General features: G+C 68.2%; 19 protein-coding genes. 10 read left to right on the top strand and 9 right to left on the bottom strand.

Annotation, left to right across the window (positions count from 1 at the left end; genetic code table 11):
• Position 1 precedes the first annotated feature (1 nt).
• Positions 2-1,060, top strand: a complete 1,059-nt coding sequence (locus DID98_RS22680; RefSeq protein WP_124488250.1) for a haloacid dehalogenase-like hydrolase — start codon at positions 2-4, stop codon at positions 1,058-1,060.
• 42 nt (positions 1,061-1,102) lie between these two features.
• Here the strand turns inward: DID98_RS22680 and DID98_RS22675 are convergent, their stop codons facing one another.
• The 3 genes from DID98_RS22675 to thiL are packed head-to-tail and all read right to left on the bottom strand — an operon-like array spanning position 1,103 to position 3,204.
• Positions 1,103-1,603, bottom strand: coding sequence for a CinA family protein (locus tag DID98_RS22675; RefSeq protein ID WP_044844180.1), 501 nt, complete (start codon positions 1,601-1,603; stop codon positions 1,103-1,105).
• 31 nt (positions 1,604-1,634) lie between these two features.
• Positions 1,635-2,180 (bottom strand): phosphatidylglycerophosphatase A, encoded by a 546-nt coding sequence (locus tag DID98_RS22670; RefSeq protein ID WP_124488251.1) that lies wholly within the window; start codon positions 2,178-2,180, stop codon positions 1,635-1,637.
• Complete coding sequence (gene thiL, locus DID98_RS22665) at positions 2,170-3,204, bottom strand: thiamine-phosphate kinase (RefSeq protein WP_124519993.1); 1,035 nt, start codon at positions 3,202-3,204, stop codon at positions 2,170-2,172. Before thiL ends, DID98_RS22670 begins: the two co-directional genes overlap by 11 nt.
• A gap of 100 nt (positions 3,205-3,304) precedes the next feature.
• On the opposite strand from thiL, the gene DID98_RS22660 reads away from it, so the two are divergent.
• From DID98_RS22660 to DID98_RS22650, 3 genes are all read left to right on the top strand, one after another.
• Positions 3,305-5,647: an NADP-dependent malic enzyme gene (locus DID98_RS22660; protein ID WP_311766318.1), complete on the top strand. Its 2,343-nt coding sequence runs from the start codon at positions 3,305-3,307 to the stop codon at positions 5,645-5,647.
• 375 nt (positions 5,648-6,022) lie between these two features.
• Entirely contained in the window at positions 6,023-6,454 is a 432-nt protein-coding gene (locus tag DID98_RS22655) for a ribonuclease (protein ID WP_124519991.1), read from the top strand.
• A 16-nt stretch (positions 6,455-6,470) separates the two neighbouring features.
• Positions 6,471-7,034, top strand: coding sequence for a barstar family protein (locus DID98_RS22650; protein ID WP_044844247.1), 564 nt, complete (start codon positions 6,471-6,473; stop codon positions 7,032-7,034).
• A 191-nt stretch (positions 7,035-7,225) separates the two neighbouring features.
• On the opposite strand, the gene DID98_RS22645 is transcribed toward DID98_RS22650, so the two are convergent.
• The 3 genes from DID98_RS22645 to speE form a co-directional block, all read right to left on the bottom strand.
• A complete protein-coding gene (locus tag DID98_RS22645) occupies positions 7,226-7,993 on the bottom strand; it encodes a 16S rRNA (uracil(1498)-N(3))-methyltransferase (RefSeq protein ID WP_124519989.1) in 768 nt (255 codons plus the stop codon).
• Between the two features lie 17 nt (positions 7,994-8,010).
• Positions 8,011-8,427 (bottom strand): glyoxalase/bleomycin resistance/extradiol dioxygenase family protein, encoded by a 417-nt coding sequence (locus DID98_RS22640; RefSeq protein WP_044844175.1) that lies wholly within the window; start codon positions 8,425-8,427, stop codon positions 8,011-8,013.
• Positions 8,428-8,621: 194 nt separating this feature from the next.
• Positions 8,622-9,479 carry a polyamine aminopropyltransferase gene (gene speE / locus DID98_RS22635; protein WP_044844174.1) on the bottom strand — a complete coding sequence of 286 codons (858 nt, stop codon included), beginning with the start codon at positions 9,477-9,479 and terminating at the stop codon, positions 8,622-8,624.
• Positions 9,480-9,694: 215 nt separating this feature from the next.
• Here speE and tkt point away from each other — a divergent pair, with 215 nt between their 5' ends.
• Both tkt and gap read left to right on the top strand, forming a co-directional pair.
• Positions 9,695-11,767 (top strand): transketolase, encoded by a 2,073-nt coding sequence (gene tkt, locus DID98_RS22630; protein ID WP_124571465.1) that lies wholly within the window; start codon positions 9,695-9,697, stop codon positions 11,765-11,767.
• An 87-nt stretch (positions 11,768-11,854) separates the two neighbouring features.
• Positions 11,855-12,865, top strand: a complete 1,011-nt coding sequence (gene gap, locus DID98_RS22625; protein WP_044844172.1) for a type I glyceraldehyde-3-phosphate dehydrogenase — start codon at positions 11,855-11,857, stop codon at positions 12,863-12,865.
• Positions 12,866-12,944: 79 nt separating this feature from the next.
• Here the strand turns inward: gap and DID98_RS22620 are convergent, their stop codons facing one another.
• Positions 12,945-13,835, bottom strand: coding sequence for a LysR family transcriptional regulator (locus DID98_RS22620; RefSeq protein ID WP_124571464.1), 891 nt, complete (start codon positions 13,833-13,835; stop codon positions 12,945-12,947).
• Between the two features lie 162 nt (positions 13,836-13,997).
• Here DID98_RS22620 and DID98_RS22615 point away from each other — a divergent pair, with 162 nt between their 5' ends.
• Together DID98_RS22615 and DID98_RS22610 are read left to right on the top strand one after the other, a co-directional pair.
• Entirely contained in the window at positions 13,998-14,771 is a 774-nt protein-coding gene (locus DID98_RS22615) for an SDR family NAD(P)-dependent oxidoreductase (protein WP_124488257.1), read from the top strand.
• A gap of 15 nt (positions 14,772-14,786) precedes the next feature.
• Complete coding sequence (locus tag DID98_RS22610; protein WP_124488258.1) at positions 14,787-15,845, top strand: L-idonate 5-dehydrogenase; 1,059 nt, start codon at positions 14,787-14,789, stop codon at positions 15,843-15,845.
• 95 nt (positions 15,846-15,940) lie between these two features.
• On the opposite strand, the gene DID98_RS22605 is transcribed toward DID98_RS22610, so the two are convergent.
• Positions 15,941-17,140: an MFS transporter gene (locus DID98_RS22605; protein WP_124571463.1), complete on the bottom strand. Its 1,200-nt coding sequence runs from the start codon at positions 17,138-17,140 to the stop codon at positions 15,941-15,943.
• 314 nt (positions 17,141-17,454) lie between these two features.
• On the opposite strand from DID98_RS22605, the gene cynR reads away from it, so the two are divergent.
• The gene (gene cynR / locus DID98_RS22600) at positions 17,455-18,345 is read left to right on the top strand and encodes a transcriptional regulator CynR (protein WP_124488260.1); all 891 of its coding nucleotides are present in this window, start codon (positions 17,455-17,457) and stop codon (positions 18,343-18,345) included.
• A gap of 57 nt (positions 18,346-18,402) precedes the next feature.
• On the opposite strand, the gene DID98_RS22595 is transcribed toward cynR, so the two are convergent.
• Positions 18,403-19,125 carry a FadR/GntR family transcriptional regulator gene (locus tag DID98_RS22595; RefSeq protein WP_185640885.1) on the bottom strand — a complete coding sequence of 241 codons (723 nt, stop codon included), beginning with the start codon at positions 19,123-19,125 and terminating at the stop codon, positions 18,403-18,405.
• Between the two features lie 202 nt (positions 19,126-19,327).
• On the opposite strand from DID98_RS22595, the gene DID98_RS22590 reads away from it, so the two are divergent.
• Complete coding sequence (locus tag DID98_RS22590; protein ID WP_124488262.1) at positions 19,328-20,647, top strand: C4-dicarboxylate transporter DctA; 1,320 nt, start codon at positions 19,328-19,330, stop codon at positions 20,645-20,647.
• Positions 20,648-20,702: the final 55 nt, after the last annotated feature.

The following is a 20,702-nucleotide window of genomic DNA, read 5'->3' as shown; positions in this document are numbered from 1 at the left end:
CATGCCCAAGCTGTCCCGACGTCTTCTGAGCGCGCTTGCCGCGTCGTTGTGCATGTCGTTCGCCCACGCGGCGGACCTGTCGCACTGGCCGGCGGACAGCGCGAAGGCGCTGAACGCGATGATCGCCGCGCACGCGAACCGCGGCGACTACGCGGTGTTCGACGCCGACAACACGACCTATCGCTACGATCTCGAGGAGTCGCTGCTGCCGTATCTCGAGAACCGCGGCGTGCTGACGCGCGACTCGCTCGATCCGTCGCTGAAGCTGATCCCGTTCAAGGATTCGGCCGACTACAAGGAGTCGCTGACGAGCTACTACTACCGGCTCTGCGAGATCGACGACCTGGTCTGCTACCCGTGGATCGCGCAGGCGTTCGCGGGGCTGTCGCTGGCCGACCTGAAGCGCCATGTCGACGCGATGCTCGCCGACGGCAAGCCGGTGCCGATCCGCTACTGGCAGGGCGACAAGGTCGTCGACGGCACCGCGAACCCGCCGCGCTTCTTCCGCGGCATGCAGGAGCTGTACAACGCGCTGCGCGAGAACGGGATCGAGGTGTACGTGATGACCGCCGCGCACGAGGAGCTCGCGCGGCTCGTGCTGTCCGATCCGAAATACGGCTACAACGTGAAGCCGCAGAACGTGATCGGCGTGACGACGCTGCTGCGCGACCCGGCGACGGGCGCGCTGACCACGTCGCGGCTGCAGATCAAGGCCGGCAAGTACGACGAGGCCGCGAACCGCAATCTCGTGATCACGCCGTTCCTGATGAATCCGATGACGTGGTACGAAGGCAAGCTCGGCTCGATCGCCGGCTGGATCGACCAGTGGAAGAAGCCGGTGCTCGTCGCGGGCGACACGCCGAAATCCGACGGCTACATGCTGCTGAACGCGACCGACGTCGCGCGCGGCGGCGTGCGCGTGTGGGTGAACAAGAAGGACAAGCAGATGGCGCAGATCCGCGCATGGTCGGACGAATCGGCCGCGCAGCAGAAGGCGCTCGGCCTGCCGGTCACGGCGGACAAGAACTGGATCGTCGTGAAGCCCGACGCGATCCAGTAAGCGGCGAGGGGCGGCGGCCGCCCCTGCCGTCGCGCGGGGGAATCAGCCTTCGCGTTCGTCGAGCAGCTTGAGCAGCCCGCGCAGCGCATGCGCGGCCGCCTGCGTGCGGATCTGCTCGCGGTCGCCCTTGAACACGAGCGTTTCGACGTCGGTATGCAGCCGGTTGCTCCATGCGAACGACACGGTGCCGACCGGCTTCTTCTCGCTGCCGCCCGCCGGGCCGGCGATGCCGGTGACCGACAGCGCGACCTGCGCGCGGCTGTTGCGCAGCGCGCCCTCGGCCATCGCGCGCGCGACCGGCTCGCTGACGGCGCCGTGTTTCTCGATCAGGTCGGGCGGCACGCCGATCATCTCGATCTTGGCCTGGTTCGAGTAGGTGACGAAGCCGCGCTCGAACCACTGGCTGCTGCCGGAGATGTCGGTGATCGCGGCGGCGATCATGCCGCCCGTGCAGGATTCGGCGGTGGCGAGCGACAGGTGCTCGTCACGCAGCTTGTTGCCTGCGCGGATCGCAAGCTGATGGACGACGGAATCGGTTGGCATGCGCGTCGGGAAACGGGAGTCGGGAAATCGGTCAGCCGACGACGGAGCGCCAGAAGGCGATCACGAGCAGCGTCATGAACGCGGCGATCAGGTCGTCGACCATGATGCCGAGCCCGCCTTTCACGCGACGGTCGAAATAGCGGATCGGCGGCGGCTTGAGCATGTCGAAGCAGCGGAACACGACGAACGCCCACAACTGGCCGATGAAGGTCGCGGGCGTGACGAACAGCATCACGAGCCAGATCGCGACGATCTCGTCCCAGACGACGGCGCCCGGATCGCTCGTGCCCATCCTGCGTGCGGTGAAACCGGTGACCCACGTGCCCGCCGCGAAACCGACCGCGATCAGCGCCCACCATTCGGGCACCGTCAGGTAGCGGTTGAGCACGACGAACGCGAGCCAGCCGAACAGCGTGCCGAACGTGCCGGGCATGAACGGCGCGAGCCCGCTGCCGAAGCCGAGCGACACGATGTGCGCCGGGTGCGACAGCATGAAGCGCACGGTGGCGCGCCGCGGCGCGTTGCGGGCGGCGCCTGGCGCGGCCGCGGATTGCGCGGTCGTCGGGTCAGTCTGCATGGAAGTGGTCGAAACCGTGCAACGTGAGAGTCAGGGGCGCGCCGGCGGCGTCGTGCCACGCGATCGCGGGCTGCTCCGACGGCGAGGACAACGCATGTATTGTACCGACTCGCGTGACCGGAACCCCGGCGCTCGCGCCCGCTGCCTCGACCGCGGCGCGGGCCGCGGCCGGCGCGGTGAAGCACAGCTCGTAGTCGTCGCCGCCGGCCAGCGTGCAGCTTCGCTGCACGTCGGGCGGCAGCGTCGCGAGCGCGGCCGAGCGCGGAACCGCGTCGGCGTCGATCTCGGCGCGCACGTTCGAGCGGGTCAGGATGTGCCGCAGGTCGCCGGCGAGGCCGTCCGAGATGTCGAGCGCCGCATGCGCGACGCCCGCGAGCGCGAGCCCGAGCGCAATGCGCGGCTCCGGGCGCTCGAGTGCCTGCCGGAACGCGGCGGCTTCGGCCGCGCCGGCGCTCCATTCGCCGCGCGCGAGCCCGAGCCCCGCGCGCGCGTCGCCGAGCGTGCCGGACACCCAGACGTCGTCGCCGTCGCGCGCGGCGTCGCGCCGCAGCGCCGCATCCGGCGCGACCTCGCCGAACACGGTCACGCACAGGTTCAGCGGCCCGCTCGTCGTGTCGCCGCCGATCAGCTCGCAGCCGAACCGCTCGGCGAGCGCGAACAGGCCGTTGCTGAACGCCTCGAGCCACGCCGCGTCGGCACGCGGCAGCGCGCACGCGAGCGTGAACGCGCGCGGCTCGGCGCCCATCGCCGCGAGATCCGACAGGTTGACCGCGAGCGTCTTGTGGCCGAGCGCGTCGGGCGCGACGTCAGGGAAGAAGTGGCGGCCCTCGACAAGCATGTCCGTCGAAATGGCCAGCAATTTTCCGGATCGCGGCGCGATCAGCGCGCAATCGTCACCGATGCCGAGCGTCGACGCACGCGCCCCCCGGGCCGCGCGGCGCGCGAAGAAGCGATCGATCAGCGAAAACTCGGACAGGGCGGCTGGCACGGCGGAGGAACCCGGAAGCGGTGAAAGGAATGGCATTGTACGCAGCGAGCGGTGCCGTTCCTGCACCGTTCAGTACATTTATGTCGCGGCTGTCGCACCCGAATCGCCGGTCTGACGGCCTTCGATTGGCGCTACAATGCCGTCGAACAGTCATTCTAATCCGCCCGCCACGAGACACATGTCGACCCAAGCCTCCTCCAAAGCCAAGCTCCGCGAAGCCGCTCTCGACTATCACGAATTCCCGACTCCGGGGAAGATCGCGATCGCACCGACCAAGCAGATGATCAACCAGCGCGACCTCGCGCTCGCGTATTCGCCGGGTGTCGCGTATGCGTGCGAGGAGATCGTCGAGAACCCGCTGAACGCCGCGCGCTTCACCGCGCGCAGCAACCTGGTCGGCGTCGTCACGAACGGCACGGCGGTGCTGGGGCTCGGCAACATCGGCCCGCTCGCGTCGAAGCCGGTGATGGAAGGCAAGGCGGTACTGTTCAAGAAGTTCGCCGGCATCGACGTGTTCGACATCGAGCTGAACGAGTCGGACCCGCACAAGCTGGTCGACGTGATCGCCGCGCTGGAGCCGACCTTCGGCGGGATCAACCTGGAAGACATCAAGGCGCCGGACTGCTTCATCGTCGAGCGCGAAGCGCGCAAGCGGATGAAGATCCCGGTGTTCCACGACGACCAGCACGGCACCGCGATCGTCGTGGCCGCGGCCGTCACGAACGGCCTGAAGGTCGTTGGCAAGGACATCAAGAAGGTGAAACTCGTCGCGTCGGGCGCTGGCGCGGCCGCGCTGGCCTGCCTGGACCTGCTGGTCGACATCGGCCTGCCGCTCGAGAACATCACGGTGACCGACCTGGCCGGCGTGGTCTACAAGGGCCGCACCGAGCTGATGGATCCGGACAAGGAGCGTTTCGCCCGGGAAACCGAAGCCCGCACGCTGGCCGAGGTGATCGACGGCGCGGACATCTTCCTCGGCCTGTCGGCCGCCGGCGTGCTGAAGCAGGAGATGGTGAAGGGCATGGCCGAGCGCCCGCTGATCCTCGCGCTCGCGAACCCGACGCCGGAAATCCTGCCGGAACTGGCGCTCGAAGTGCGCCCCGACGCGATTCTCGCGACCGGCCGCACCGACTACCCGAACCAGGTCAACAACGTCCTGTGCTTCCCGTTCATCTTTCGCGGCGCGCTCGACGTCGGCGCGACGACGATCACGCGTGAAATGGAAATCGCGGCCGTCAACGCGATCGCCGAACTCGCGCAGCACGAGCAGAGCGACATCGTCGCGACTGCCTACGGGATCCAGGACCTGTCGTTCGGGCCCGAATACCTGATTCCGAAGCCGTTCGATCCGCGCCTGATCGTCAAGATCGCGCCGGCCGTCGCGCAGGCCGCGATGGACGGCGGCGTCGCGACGCGCCCGATCGAGGACATGGAAGCCTACAAGCAGCACCTGCAGCAATTCGTGTATCACAGCGGCACGACGATGAAGCCGATCTTCCAGCTCGCGCGCAGCGCGCCGGCGGAGAAGAAGCGGGTCGTGTTCGCGGAAGGCGAGGAAGAGCGCGTGCTGCGCGCCGTCCAGATCATCGTCGACGAGAAACTCGCGAAGCCGATCCTGATCGGCCGTCCGTCGGTGATCGAGCACCGTATCCAGCGTTACGGCCTGCGCCTCACGCCGGGCACCGACTTCACGGTCGTGAACACCGAGCACGACGAGCGCTACCGCGATTTCTGGCAGACGTACCACAAGATGATGGCGCGCAAGGGCATCAGCGAGCAGCTGGCCCGTGTCGAGATGCGCCGCCGCACGACGCTGATCGGCTCGATGCTGGTGAAGAAGGGCGAGGCGGACGGGATGATCTGCGGCACGATCAGCACCACGCACCGCCACCTGCACTTCATCGACCAGGTGATCGGCAAGCGCCCGGGCTGCAGCGTGTACGCGGCGATGAACGGCCTCGTGCTGCCGGGTCGCCAGATCTTCCTGGTCGACACGCACGTGAACGTGGATCCGACCCCGGAGCAACTCGCCGAGATCACGATCATGGCTGCCGAGGAAGTGCGCCGCTTCGGCATCGAACCGAAGGTCGCGCTGCTGTCGCACTCGAACTTCGGCACGAGCAACGCGCCTTCGGCGCAGAAGATGCGCGATACGCTCGCGATCCTGCAGGAACGTGCGCCGGAATTGAAGGTCGACGGCGAAATGCACGGCGACGTCGCGCTCGACGCGGCGCTGCGCAAGGAAATCCTGCCGGAATCGACGCTGGAAGGCGACGCGAACCTGCTGATCCTGCCGAACATCGATGCCGCGAACATCGCGTACAACCTGCTGAAGACGGCGGCCGGCAACAACATCGCGATCGGGCCGATCCTGCTGGGCGCGGCCCAGCCGGTGCACGTGCTGACCGAATCGGCGACCGTTCGCCGCATCGTCAACATGGCGGCGCTGCTGGTCGCCGACGTGAACGCCGCACGCTGAGCGGAATGAACGCGCGGCGCCGGTCGAACCGCTGCCGCGCGGCGGGCAAAATTGTAAACAAAAGCAAAAAGAGGCGTGCCCGCAATGGGCACGCCGCGGGCAGGGCGCAAACGCGCTTCCCATAAGCAACAGCGGCATCTCTCCCCCTAGGCTAGCGAGCGTGGCAAGGAGGCAGGTCTTGCCATGCGAGAGATGCCGCGGATATTTTATCTCATGTAAGATAAATGTAGTCTTTTTTCGGTAAAAAATGCGCGATTCCGGGCGGAGCCAGCCTTTCGGTTCCCAAACGAACATTGATTCGCGCGGACAATAGCGCTACGCTAACGCCTTTGGTTGGTCGTCAACTACTTGATTTAACAGCGGGAACCCTGGTTCATGGCACGCAAGTGGCTCCGCAACGGCGCGCTCGCGTCCGTCTTCGCGATGTTCGCGATGGGTATCGTCGGTACACCGACGGGCAGTCTGGTTTCCGCCGCTTTCGCACGGCAGGCCGTTTCGGCCGACCTGGCCGTCGGCGGGGTCGATACGATCCCGACCGCCCGCCTGCCGCGCGAGGCCGTGACCACGCTTGGCCTGATCGGCGCCGGTGGCCCCTATCCGTACGAGAAGGACGGCGTCGTCTTCGGCAACCGCGAGCGGATCCTGCCGAAGGCGAAGCGCGGCTACTACCACGAGTACACGGTGCCGACGCCGCGCGCGCGCAATCGCGGCGCGCGCCGGATCGTCTGTGGCGGGCCATTGCGCCGGATCGACAACTGTTATTACACGGACGACCACTACAACAGTTTTAAACGTATTGTTGAATGACTTCGGGATGAACGGCATGAGCGACTCCATCTACGCGCACGATACGGCGGCGGCGGAACTGTTCGCGGCCGGCGACGGCAACCTGTTTCAGCGCGTGATCCAACTTCACGCGGCGGCACAGGCAGGCGTCGCGGCGGAGCAACAGGAAGCCGAGCCCGGGCTTTCATCGAACGAGGAGCCTATGAGCCTTTTCACGACCGTGCGACCCAATCTCGTGCAGTCGATCCGCGCGTTCCGCGTGCAGGATCTCGCCGACGAAGCCGGCCGGCTCGGCCAGCATTTCCTGTACGCGTATTGCGGTGCCGCGCAGTCGAAGCAGGAAGTGATGGAGACGATCGCGACGTCGTTCCTGTTTCCGAAGCATTTCGGCAAGAACTACGACGCGCTGTACGACTGCCTGACCGACCTCGTCGCGAAGGCCGGCGCGCAGCCAGGTTTCGTGATCGTTCTCGAAGGGTTGCCGATCGCGCAGAAATTCGACAAGGAAGGGCGCGAGACGCTGCTCGACGTGTTCCGCGAAGCCGCCGAGTTCTGGGCCGAGCGCAAGGTCGCGTTCCGTGTGTTCTATTCGTTCGCGTAAAGCGCGGATCCACTGGCCGCCCGAGCGCGGCCGATTCGGCAAAAAGCCCGCATCGCGCGGGCTTTTTTGCGTCTGCGTTCCGGCCGATGGGCGCCGGGAAGTCACGCGCGGCGTCGGTCCGAACGTGCGTCAGGCATCGGGCCGGCGTCGGTCGTTTCGGGCGCATGCCACGCCGGCCGCGCCCCGACGCATCACCATCCGCCCCAGCGCGCGGCCAGCGCCGCCAGCACGGCCGCGCCGGCCGTCTCGGTGCGCAGCACGCGCGGGCCGAGCGACAACGCGGTGAACCCGTGCGCGCGGGCCGCGTGTTCCTCGTCGGGCGACAGCCCGCCTTCGGGCCCGATCAGCAGCGTGACGGCCGCCGCGGGCGGCGCGTCGGGCAGCGACGCAAACGGGATGCTCGCGCGCGGCGACAGCAGCAGCCGCAGCTCGCCGTCGGCCGGCGCGGCCGGCAGCGTATCGAGCCACGCGCCGAAGCCGCGTACCGGCGCGACGTCGGGCACGCGGTTGCGCCCGCATTGCTCGCACGACGCGCGCACGACGCCGCGCCAGTGCGCGACGCGCTTGTCCGCGCGCTCGCCGGACAGTTTCACGACGCCGCGCGCCGTCGACAGCGGCACGACCGCCGCGACGCCGAGCTCGACGGCCTTCTCGATCACCCAGTCCATCTTGTCGCCGCCGGCGATGCCTTGCGCCAGCGTCACGCGATAGGGCGGCTCGGCCTCGGCCGGATCGAACCCTTCGAGCTGCGCGAGCGCGCCGCGCTTGTCGATCTCGACGAGCCGCGCGCGGTACTGGCCGCCGCTGCCGTCGAACAGCGCGAGCGCGTCGCCGGGCTGCAGCCGCAGCACTTGCGCGTGCCGCGCGACGTCGGCCGGCAACGCGAGCGTCGTATCGGCGCGCAGCGCCGCTTCGACGAAGAAACGCGGCACGGCCGCGGTGGTGGTGGCTTCACTCATGCGTATCGCGGCTCCGTTCATGCAGCCAGGCGGCGCGCGAGCGCCCAGCGGTAGCCGTCGAGATCCTCGATCTGGGCGAAGCGGTCGCCCCAGAACTGATCTTGCGGCGAGGTCAGCGATTGCGCGCCCGCGTCGAGCGCGCGCTGCCAGGTTGCGTCGACGTCGTCGACATACAGGTAGAAAGACTGCGGAGCGGTTGCGTGCGCACTCTTCGGCGTGAGCGCGATCGAGCCGAATGCGCCTTCGGGCGCGAACATCACGATCAGCTGCCCGCGGTAGGTCATCTCGACGTGCATGATCGCGCCGTCCTCGTCGAGGACGTCGCGCAATTCGAAGCCGAAAGCGGCCTTGAAGAACTCGATGGTCGCGTGCGCATTGCGCACGGCCAGGTAAGGCGTCAACCAAGGCACGTTGGCCGGACGTGGATCGGTCATGAAATCTCCTGTCGAACGGGGTTGGCGCTTGAGCGGTGACTCCGGTCCCATGCTTTGCAGTCCAACGGATATTGGCGCGCGGGTGCCCGGGGCGGCACCGCGCCGTGCAGAGGATACGCAGGCGGGCCGCCTGCGTCGCGCCGGGCCCGGCAGAAAGCGTGGCCCGCCCGCGAAGCGATGCTCCGCCCGGCAGCTCAGCGACGAACGCCCAGTGTATCGCGCAGCGCGCGCGGCAGGGCAAAGAGGGCCGCATGGAGTCGCGCGTCGTAGTAGCGCAAGCCCTGCACGCGGCGTGCGGCGAGCCGTTCGTCGATGTCGTGTGCGAACAGCGCGGCCGCGTCGAGCGTGTCGCTCGCGATCGCCATCAGCCACTGGGATCCGTACAGCGGCACGTGCGCGGACAGCGGATCGACGACCGCGAAGCTCGCGCGCAGATCGTCGAGCAGCGCGGCGATGCGCGCCGTGTGGAACACCGGCGAGCCGAGATGCATCGAGATCGCGCCGCACGGCGTGAGGATCCGCTTGAGCCGCGCGTAGAACTCGCGCGTATAGAGGCCGGCCGCCGGCGAGTCGGGCGGCGTGAGGTCGAACACGACGAGATCGAAATGCTCGACGGTCGACGCGACGAAATGCGCGGCGTCGCCGATCACGATCGCGACGCGCGGGTCGTCGAGCGCGCCCTGGTGCACGTCGTCGAGATAGCGGCGCGCCATGCCGACCACCTCGTCGTCGAGCTCCGCGACGACGATCCGCTCGATGCACGCGTGCTTGAGCAGCTGACGCGCGGCACCGCCGTCGCCCCCGCCGAGCACGAGCGCCTTCCTCGGGCACGGGTGCGCGAGCGCGGCCGGGTGCGTCATGCACTCGTGGTACACGTATTCGTCGCCGACCGACGTCATCGGCCGGCCGTCCAGCGTGAACAGGCGGCCGAGCTGCGGGGTTTCCCAGACCTCGATGTGCTGGTGCGGCGACGCGACGTGCGCGAGCCGGCGTGCGTTCGGGAAGCCGTACGCGACGTCGGGCGTGGGATGGAAGAGAAGGGTCGTGTTCACGGGCGGGCCGCTCGGGCAGACAGTTCCGACGTCTGAATTATAGGAGGCGGGCGGTTTGGCGGAAAACCGTGCCGGAACACTACGCGCCGACAAGGGAAATGTCAGCCCATCTGTTAAAATGACGAGCTTTGCAGCCCCGTCCGTAGGCTCCGTCCGCTTCGCGTCCGTCAGGCGCCGCACTGCGCGCCGGGAACGATTGACGCTCGAGCTTCCGGATGCCGCCGTGCCCCCGTTTCCTCGACTCGTTCTCCGGACTCGACATGACGACTTCGTCTCCCGCCTCCACCACCCTGATGGCCAATGCGATCCGTGCGCTCGCGATGGACGCCGTCCAGCAAGCGAACTCCGGCCACCCCGGCATGCCGATGGGCATGGCCGAAATCGGCGTCGCGCTCTGGTCGCGCCACCTGAAGCACAACCCGACGAACCCGCACTGGGCGGACCGCGACCGCTTCGTGCTGTCGAACGGCCATGGCTCGATGCTGCTGTACTCGCTGCTGCACCTGACCGGCTACGACCTGCCGATGGAAGAGCTGAAGAACTTCCGCCAGCTGCACTCGAAGACGCCGGGCCACCCGGAATACGGCATCACGCCGGGCGTCGAGACGACCACCGGCCCGCTCGGCCAGGGTCTCGCGAACGCGGTCGGCATGGCGCTCGGCGAAGCGCTGATGGCCGACGAGTTCAACCGTGACGGCGCGAAGATCGTCGATCACCACACGTACGTGTTCCTCGGCGACGGCTGCCTGATGGAAGGCATCTCGCACGAAGCCTGCTCGCTCGCGGGCACGCTGAAGCTGAACAAGCTGATCGCGCTGTACGACGACAACGGCATCTCGATCGACGGCGACGTCGTGAACTGGTTCCACGACGACACGCCGAAGCGCTTCGAAGCGTACGGCTGGAACGTGATCCCGAACGTGAACGGCCATGACGTCGACGCGGTCGACGCGGCGATCACGAAGGCGAAGCTGTCGGACAAGCCGACGCTGATCTGCTGCAAGACGGTGATCGGCAAGGGCGCGGCGACCAAGGCGGGCGGCCACGACGTGCACGGCGCGGCGCTCGGCGCGGAAGAAATCGCGAAGACGCGCGCGGCGCTCGGCTGGACCTGGGAGCCGTTCGTGATTCCGCAGGAAGTCTATGCGGCATGGGACGCGAAGGAAGCCGGCAAGCGCGCCGAGACCGAATGGGACGCGACGTTCGCCGCCTATCGCGCGAAGTTCCCGGCAGAAGCCGCCGAATTCGAGCGCCGGATGGCCAACAAGCTGCCGGCCGACTGGGCCGAGAAGGCTGCGGCGATCATCGCCGGTGCGAACGAGCGCGCCGAGACGGTCGCGACCCGCAAGGCGTCGCAGCAGGCGATCGAAGGGCTCGCCGCCGCACTGCCGGAGCTGCTCGGCGGCTCGGCCGACCTGACCGGCTCGAACCTGACCAACTGGAAGGCATCGAAGGCGGTCCGCGCGAATCCGGAAGGCGCGGGCGTGCTGCTCGGCAACCACATCAACTACGGCGTGCGCGAATTCGGCATGAGCGCCGCGATCAACGGCCTCGCGCTGCACGGCGGCCACAAGCCGTTCGGCGGCACGTTCCTGACGTTCTCCGACTACAGCCGCAACGCGCTGCGCGTCGCGTCGCTGATGAAGGTCCCGTCGATCTTCGTGTTCACGCACGACTCGATCGGCCTCGGCGAAGACGGCCCGACGCACCAGTCGATCGAGCACGTGTCGAGCCTGCGCCTGATCCCGAACCATGACGTCTGGCGTCCGGCCGACACGGTCGAGACGGCCGTCGCCTGGACCCACGCGGTCGCCGCCGATCGTCCGTCGAGCCTGATCTTCAGCCGCCAGAACCTCGCGTTCAACCCGCGCACCGACGCGCAGATCGCCAACATCGAGAAGGGCGGTTACGTGCTGAAGGACTGGGACGAAGAGATCGTCGCGCGCAAGATCATCCTGATCGCGACGGGCTCGGAAGTCGAACTCGCGATGAAGGCCGTCGAGCCGCTCGCGCAGCAGGGCATCGCGGCCCGCGTCGTGTCGATGCCGTCGACCAACGTGTTCGACCGCCAGGACGCCGAATACCGCGAACGCGTGCTGCCGCACGGCGTGCGCCGCGTCGCGATCGAAGCGGGCGTGACCGCGTTCTGGCACAAGTACGTCGGCCTCGAAGGCGGCGTCGTCGGGATCGACACGTTCGGCGAATCGGCGCCGGCCGGCGTGCTGTTCAAGTACTTCGGCTTCACCGTCGAGCACGTCGTCGAGACCGCCAAGGCCGTGCTGGCCTAAAAGCATTCGCGACGCGCGCCACCCCTCGCGCGCGTCGCACCGTGAAGCTGCACGAAACGAATTTTTTCAGCCATCAGGAGATAGACCATGACGATTCGCGTCGCAATCAACGGCTACGGCCGTATCGGCCGCAACACGCTGCGCGCGTTCTATGAAAACGGCAAGAAGCACGATCTCGAGATCGTCGCGATCAACGACCTGGGCGATGCGAAGACCAACGCGCACCTGACCCAGTACGACACCGCGCACGGCAAGTTCCCGGGCGAAGTGTCGGTCGACGGCGACTTCCTCGTCGTGAACGGCGACAAGATCCGCGTGCTGGCGAACCGCAACCCGGCAGAACTGCCGTGGGGCGAGCTGGGCGTCGACGTCGTGATGGAATGCACGGGCTTCTTCACGACGAAGGAAAAGGCGAGCGCGCACCTGAAGGGCGGCGCGAAGAAGGTCATCATCTCGGCGCCGGGCGGCAAGGACGTCGACGCGACGATCGTCTACGGCGTGAACCACGACGTGCTGAAGGCCGAGCACACCGTCATCTCGAACGCATCGTGCACGACGAACTGCCTCGCGCCGCTCGTCAAGCCGCTGAACGACAAGATCGGCCTCGAAACCGGCCTGATGACGACGATCCACGCATACACGAACGACCAGGTGCTGACGGACGTCTACCACGAAGACCTGCGTCGCGCGCGTTCGGCCACCCACAGCCAGATCCCGACCAAGACGGGCGCTGCGTCGGCCGTCGGCCTCGTGCTGCCGGAACTGAACGGCAAGCTCGACGGCTACGCGATCCGCGTCCCGACGATCAACGTGTCGATCGTCGACCTGTCGTTCATCGCGAAGCGCGACACGACGGTCGAGGAAGTCAACGCGATCATGAAGGAAGCATCGGAAGGCGCGCTGAAGGGCATCCTCGGCTACAACGACGCACCGCTGGTTTCGATCGACTTCAACCACAACCCGGCTTCGTCGACGTTCGACGCAACGCTGACCAAGGTGTCGGGCCGCCTCGTCAAGGTGTCGAGCTGGTACGACAACGAGTGGGGTTTCTCGAACCGCATGCTGGATACGGCAGTCGCATTCGCGAACGCGAAGTAATCCCGCACGTCGCGCGGCCGCCGCACGGCGGCCTGCGTGGCGAACGAGCCCGGCCCGGAATTTTTCCCGGCCGGGTTTTTTATTGCGCGGCGTTCGCCGTCACCTGCTCGAGCGCGTCGACGAACGCGCGCTTCAGCGGGCTGTCGAGGTCGGTCCACGCGAGGCCGATGCCGCTGAGGTGGCCGGCCAGGTCGAGCGGCCGCGCGAGCACGTTCGGCGGCAGCGCGCTCGCGGCTTCCGCCGGGATCAGCCCGATCCCCATGCCGGCCGCGACGAGTGCGAGCATCGTCGTGAATTCCCCGAACTCCTGCGCGATCTCGAGCGTCGTGCCCGCGCGACTCAGCGCGAGCAGCATGTCGTCGTGAAAGCCGGGCGCGTAGCGGCGCGCGAGCACGAACGCGGGCTGGCCGCGCAACGCGGATGGTGAAATCGCGTCGTGCGCGGCGAGCGGATGGTCGAGCGGCAGTGCGACCACGAAGCCCTCCTCGAGCACCACGCGCGTGTCGATGCCCGCATACGCGGCCGGCAGCCGGATCATCCCGAAATCGATGCGCCGGTCGCGCAGCGCTGCGATCTGGTCGGGCGTCGGCAAATCCTTCAGTTCGAGCGCGATCAGCGGATAACGCTCGCGCATCGTGCGCAGCACGGCCGGCAGCAGCGCCGGCAGCACCGACGACACGAACGCGATGCGCAGCGTGCCGATCTCGCCGCGGCTCGACAGCCGCGCCATCTGCTCCGCGCGCGCGGCCTGCTGCAGCGTCGCCCGCGCTTCGGGCAGGAACACGCGCCCCGTATCGCTGAGCTCGACCTTGTGGCGGTCGCGCTCGAACAGGCGTGCGCCCAGCTCCTCCTCGAGCGCCTTGATCTGCATGCTCAGCGCGGACTGCACGATGAACAGGCGCTGCGCGGCGCGCCCGAAATGCAGTTCTTCCGCGAGCGTGACGAAGGCGCGCAATTGCTTGAGTTCCATGGTGGGCGGGCGGCGGCAAACGGTGAAGAGAACGGTGATCGGATTTCATGATAACCGGATCAAAAAAGACCATTGGCGCGACGCCCGTCCGAGCGTCGAAGATACCCTCGACGCGAGACCGGCCGCGACCGGCGGTCGGCTCGATGGCACGAGGAGACATGCATGAACAACGCGCTTGACCGGTTCCGCCTGGATGGCCGCCGCGCACTGATCACGGGTTCCGGACGCGGGATCGGCCTGACGCTCGCCCGCGGGCTCGCGGAGGCCGGTGCGGCGATCGTGATCAACGATCGCAATGAGGAGAAGGCCGCGACGCTCGCGCGCCATTTCCGCGAGGAAGGCTTCGCGGCCGACTACGCGGTGTTCGACGTCGCCGAGCACGCGCAGGTGCGCGCGGCGATCGACGATTTCGAGGCGCGCGTCGGCGCGATCGACATCCTCGTGAACAACGCGGGCATCCAGCGCCGCGCGCCGCTCGACGCATTCGACCCGGACGACTGGCATGCACTGATGCGCGTGAACCTCGACGGCGTGTTCAACGTCGCGCAGGCGGTGGCGCGCCACATGATCGCGCGTGGCCGCGGCAAGATCATCAACATCTGCTCGGTGCAGAGCGAGCTCGCCCGGCCGACGATCGCGCCGTATGCTGCGACCAAGGGCGCGGTGCGGATGCTGACGAAAGGCATGTGCGCCGACTGGGCGCGCCACGGCATCCAGGCGAACGGCCTCGCGCCCGGCTATTTCGAGACCGAGCTGAATCGCGCGCTGGTCGACGACGCGGCGTTCTCCGACTGGCTGTGCAAGCGCACGCCGGCCGGCCGCTGGGGGCAGGTCGACGAGCTGTGCGGCGCGGCGATCTTCCTCGCGTCGGCCGCATCCGATTTCGTGAACGGTCAGACGCTGTTCGTCGACGGCGGGCTGACCAGCGCCGTCTAGAAAAGGAGGAACGTCATGCGTATGCGTTGCATGTGTCTCGTGATCCACGGGCCGAACGACCTGCGGCTCGAGGAGCAGGACGCGGGCGAGATCGGCCCGGGCCAGGTGCGGGTCGAGGTCGCGATGGGCGGCATCTGCGGCTCGGATCTCCATTACTTCCGGCACGGCGGTTTCGGCGCGATCCGGCTGCAGCAGCCGATGGTGCTCGGCCATGAAGTCGCCGGCACGGTGGCGGCGGTCGCGCCGGACGTGACGTCGGTGAAGGTCGGCGATCGCGTCGCGGTGAATCCGAGCCGCCCGTGCGGCGCGTGCCGCTATTGCCTCGAAGGGCTGCCGAACCAGTGTCTCGACATGCGTTTCTACGGCAGCGCGATGCGCATGCCGCACGTGCAGGGCGCGTTTCGCAACGCGCTCGTGTGCGATGCCGCGCAGTGCGTGAAGGTGGCGGACCATGTGCCGCTGTCCCTCGCGGCGCTCGCCGAGCCGTTCGCGGTCGGGCTGCATGCGGTGTCGCGCGCGGGCCCGTTGATTGGGCGGCGCGTGCTCGTGTCGGGGTGCGGGCCGATCGGCGTGCTGGCGGTCGCGGCGGCGCGGGTGCACGGCGCGGCGGAGATCGTCGCGACCGACGTGGTCGATGCGCCGCTCGAGGTCGCCCGCGCGCTCGGCGCCGACCATACGATCAACGCGGCGGCCGACACCGGCTGGGTCGCGCGCTACGGTGCCGACAAGGGCACGTTCGACGTGATGATCGAGTGTTCGGGCAATGCGCGCGCGCTGCGCGACGGTCTCGACGTGATGCGGCCGCGCGGCGTCGTCGTGCAGCTCGGGCTCGGCGGCGACGTCAGCCTGCCGCAGAACGTCGTGGTCGCGAAGGAGCTGTCGATCTGCGGCTCGTTCCGCTTCCATGCGGAATTCGCGCTCGCGGTGCAGTTGATCAATGCCGAGCGCGTCGACCTGCGCCCGGCCGTGACGGGCGTGTTCCCGATGCGCGACGCGAACCGCGCGTTCGAGCTGGCCGGCGACCGGCAGCGCGCGATGAAGGTGCTGATCGATTTCGCGGACGCGGCGGCATGATCTCCTGCTGATGGCGCGCGACGGCGCACAAGGCAAGGAAGGCACGCCCGCGATTGGCGGAGCGTGCCTTTTTCATCGGCTGGAGCGAAACCGGATCATTGCGTGACTTGCCGCGCGCCGATGCGCTGCGACGCGAGCCACAGGGCGATCAGCACGCCCGCGAGCGCCGTGCCCGCGATGCACACGCCGCGCCAGCCTTCGATGCCGTACGCGACGCTCGCCGCGAACGATCCGAATGCGCCGCCGACGAAGTAGCTCGTCAGGTAGATGGTCGTCACGCGGCTGCGCGCGTGGCCCGCGAGTGCATAGATCACGCTCTGGTTCGAGATGTGCATGCCCTGCACGCCGACGTCGAGCAGCAGGATCCCCGCAATCAGTGCGACGAGCGAATGCGCGCCGGCCGCGATCAGCGCGAACGACGCGAGCACGGCCGCCGCGAACAGGCCGGTCGCTGCGTTGCCGTGGCCGCGGTCGACGAGCCGGCCGGCCGACGTCGCCGCGAGCGCGCCCACCGCGCCGACGATCCCGAACAGGCCGATCTGCCCCTCGGAATAGCTGTACGGCGGCTGGCTCAACAGGAACGTGAGGCCGGTCCACAGCAGGCTGAAGCACGCGAACACGAGCGCGCCGTAGGCCGAGCGCAGCGCGATCAACGGCTGCGCGCGCACCAGCGCGACGAGCGAGCGCATCAGCGCCGCGTAGTCGAGCCGCGCGTGGCGTCGATCCTTCGGCAGCTTCACCGCGAGCACGCCGGTCAGCGCGAGGATCATCGCCGCGGCGATGCCGTACACCGCGCGCCAGCCGAACCCGTCGGCGATCGCGCCGGCGGCGACGCGCGCGAGCAGGATGCCGAGCAGCAGCCCGCCCATCACGGTGCCGACCGCGCGGCCGCGCGTGCGCGCGTCGGCGAGCGACGCGGCGAACGGCACGAGCAGCTGCGTCGAGCAGGTGACGAAGCCGAGCGCGATGTTCGCGACGACGAACATCGTGAAGTTCGTGCTGAACGCGACGGCGGCCAGCGCGATCACGTTGAGCACGAGCAGCCGCACGATCAGCGTGTGGCGGTTGACCGCGTCGCCGAGCGGGACGATCAGCAGCAGGCTCGCCGCATAGCCAAGCTGCGTCAGCGTGACGAGATAGCCGAGTTCGGCGGGCGGGCGGCCGAAGCTGTGTGCGATCGCGGCGAGCAGCGGCTGCGCGTAATAGATGTTGCCGATGACGATGCCGCACGCGCAGGCGAACAGCAGCGTCATCGCGCGGGTCAGGGGAGGATGGTTGTCTTGATGCGGTTCCATGGTCGCGAAAGAAACAGCGGTGCCGGCCGGCGGCGCGGGCCGTCGGCAACGCGGGGTTGCGGAAATCGGGGCCGGCGTCGACGGAACGGCGATGCGCGCGATGCGCGCCGGGCGGCGCGTGGCCGGTGCCCGGTCGAGGCGGCGGCACAACGTCGTGCCGCGGGCGGGGGAAGGCGGGCCCGGGCGGGCCGCTCCGGTGCGGCGGCCAGGCGGCGTGCTCGGGAGCGGATGTGCGTATGATGCGGGAACCGCACCATAGCGTCCAAGACTGGATCCTTATGGTATCCATTGGTTCTACCAATACACGGGCCGCCATGCTACTCCGCCACATCCGCTATTTCCTGGCCGTCGCCGAGCAGCGCAGCTTCACGCGCGCGGCCGATGCGCTGCACGTGTCGCAGCCGACGCTGTCGCAGCAGGTCCGCCAGCTCGAGGACATGCTCGGCGTGCAGTTGTTCGACCGCTCGGGCCGCACGGTGCGGCTCACCGAATTCGGCGAGGTCTATGCGCGCCACGCGCGCGCGGCGCTGCACGAGCTCGACACCGGGCAGCGAGCGCTGCACGACGTTGCCGATCTCGGCAGCGGCTCGCTGCGGCTCGCGATGATGCCGACCTTCGCGGCCTACCTGAGCGGCTCGCTGATCGATGCGTTCCATGCGGATTTCCCGAACGTCGCGCTGACGATCGACGCGATGTCGCAGGAGCGCATCGAGGCGCAGCTTGCCGACGACCGGCTCGATGCGGGCTTCGCGTTCATGCCGCCGCGCGCGCCCGACATCGACGCGCTGCCGCTGTGGGACGAACCGCTCGCCCTGGTGACGGGCCGCGCGCACCGCCTCGCCCGCCACCGCCGCGCGCTGAGCCCGGCCGAACTCGCCGGCGAGCCGCTGGTGCTGCTGAGCCGCGCGTTCGCGACGCGCGCGAGCATCGACCGGTATTTCATCGAGCAGGGCGTGCAGCCGAGGATCGCGATCGAGACGAATACGGTCAGCGCGGTGCTCGAACTCGTGCGCCGCGGGCGGCTCGCGACGGTGCTGCCCGACGCGATCGCGCGCGAGAGCGGCGACTTGTGCGCGCTGGAACTCGATCCGCCGCTGCCGTCGCGCACGGCCGCGCTGCTCACGCGCAAGGGCGCATACCGCAGCGTAGCGGCGCGCGCGTTCATCGAGCGCGCGCTCGCGTATCGCGATCCTTCGGGGGGATGACCGGTACGACCGGCGAACCGCTGCCGCGCCGGCCGCGACCGTAGGCCGGCGGCTGCGTCAGGTGCCCGGCGTCGGGAAGAAGATGCCCGCGCGCTGCGCGGCGTTCGCGATGTGCGTCTCGATCGCGGTGCCGGCCGCGGCCGCATCGCGGGCGATCAGCGCGTCGACGATCGCGCGATGCTCGTGCCACGTCGACAGCAGCAGCTCGCGCCGGTAGAACGGCATGCGCTGGCTTTCCTTCATGATGTCGGCGCTGCTGCGCAGCACCGACTCGATCGCCGCGTTGCCCGCGAGATGGATGATCCGCATGTGGAAGTCGAAGTCGAGCTGCGACGCTTCGTCGAGCGCGCTGTCGGTCAGCGCGACGTGCAGGTCGGCGAGGTTGTCCTCGAACCACGCGATGTCGTCGTCGCTGACGACGTGCGCGGCCATCCGCGCGGCGAACCCTTCGAGCGCATAGCGCATCTGGTACGTATCGGGCGGCGACGACTGCTCGGCGAATTGCCACGGATGCGCGGCCGACGCCTGCGCGCTTTCGACATACACGCCCTTGCCGGCGCGGATGCGCAGCATCCCGAGCGCCTCGAGCGTCGACAGCGCCTCGCGCAGCGACGCGCGGCTGATCTCCAGCTCCTCGGAGAGCTGGCGCTGGGCCGGCAGCAGGCTGCCGACCGGATACACGCCTGCCTCGATCCGGTCGCGGATCGTCGCGATGGCGGCGTCGGTCACGGTGTGCGGAACGTTTTTCATGATGTGAACGATGGCCGGTCTGACCGGCATTGTAATCCGCACGCGCGCGGTGCACGACCGGCCTACGGGAAAGCCACGATCCGCCCCCGCACGGTGCGGGGCACAGGGGCGGGAAATCCCTATTTTGTCCGTCCTTGACTCGACTATATCGGCTTCCTACTATCCACCATAACATCACTGGTCTTACCAGTATGAACAGACGAAACTGCAACCGTTGGATCGGGAGAGCGCCGTGTCGAAATTCCTCAATTCGCTGTTTGGCCGGGTAGTCGTCGCATTGATCCTCGGGGTCGCGCTTGGCGCGTTCTTCCCGCATTTCGCCGAGTCGCTACGGCCGCTCGGCGACGGCTTCCTGAAGCTCATCAAGATGGTCATCGGCCCGATCGTGTTCTGCGTCGTGGTCAGCGGGATGGCCAATGCGGGCGACCTGAAGAAGGTCGGCCGGGTCGGCCTGAAGGCGGTCGTCTACTTCGAGATCATGACGACGCTTGCGCTCGGCATCGGGCTCGTCCTCGCATGGGTCACGCGCCCGGGCGTCGGCATGAACATCGACCTGCGCTCGCTCGACGCGGCCTCGCTCTCGACGTACGCGAAGAACGCCGAAAGCCTGAAGGACACGGCCGGCTACCTGATGAAGATCATCCCCGAGACCGCGATCGACGCGTTCGCGAAGGGCGACATCCTGCAGATCCTCGTGTTCGCGGTGCTGTTCGGCTCGGCGCTGTCGCTGCTGGGCGACAAGGCGCAGCGCGTCAATTCGCTGATCGAGGAACTGTCGCACGTGTTCTTCCGCATCATCGGCTTCATCATCAAGCTCGCGCCGCTCGGCGTGCTCGGCGCGATCGCGTTCACGACCGGCAAGTACGGCGTCGCGTCGCTCAAGCAGCTCGGCTACCTCGTCGCGGTGTTCTACCTGAGCTGCTTCGTGTTCGTCACGGTCGTGCTCGGCGCGGTGATGCGTCTCGCGGGCTTCTCGGTGTTCAAGCTGATCCGCTACCTGCGCGAGGAACTGTCGATCGTGCTCGGCACGGCGTCGTCGGACGCGGTGCTGCCGCAGGTGATGAGCAAGCTCGAATACATGGGCATCAAGGATTCGACGGTCGGCCTCGTGATCCCGACCGGCTATTCGTTCAACCTCGACGGCTTCTCGATCTACCTGACGCTCGCGGTGCTGTTCATCGCGCAGGCCACCAACACGCCGCTGTCCACGCACGACCTGATCGTCGTGCTGCTCGTGTCGCTCGTCACGTCGAAGGGCGCGCACGGGATTCCCGGTTCGGCGATCGTGATCCTCGCGGCGACGCTGTCGGCGATTCCCGCGATTCCGGTGCTCGGCCTCGTGCTGATCCTGCCGGTCGACTGGTTCGTCGGCATTGCCCGCGCGCTGACCAACCTGATCGGCAACTGCGTCGCGACGGTGGTCGTCGCCGTGTGGGAGAACGACATCGACCGGGCCCGTGCGAAGCGCGTGCTGAACCGCGAACTGCGCTACGTGGCCGACGAAGCCGGCAGCGCCGCGCCGGTCGCCGGCGACCAGGCCCACGCGCTCTGAGCGCACCCGCGCGCGAGGCGGCCTCCCGGGCTGCTTCGCGCGAACGAATGTCCCG

Origin of the sequence: Burkholderia sp. Bp8984 (assembly GCF_003853755.1) — a bacterium.
GTDB lineage: Bacteria > Pseudomonadota > Gammaproteobacteria > Burkholderiales > Burkholderiaceae > Burkholderia.
Note: the sequence above shows the minus strand (reverse complement) of the source record. Positions and strands in the feature narration are given on the sequence as shown.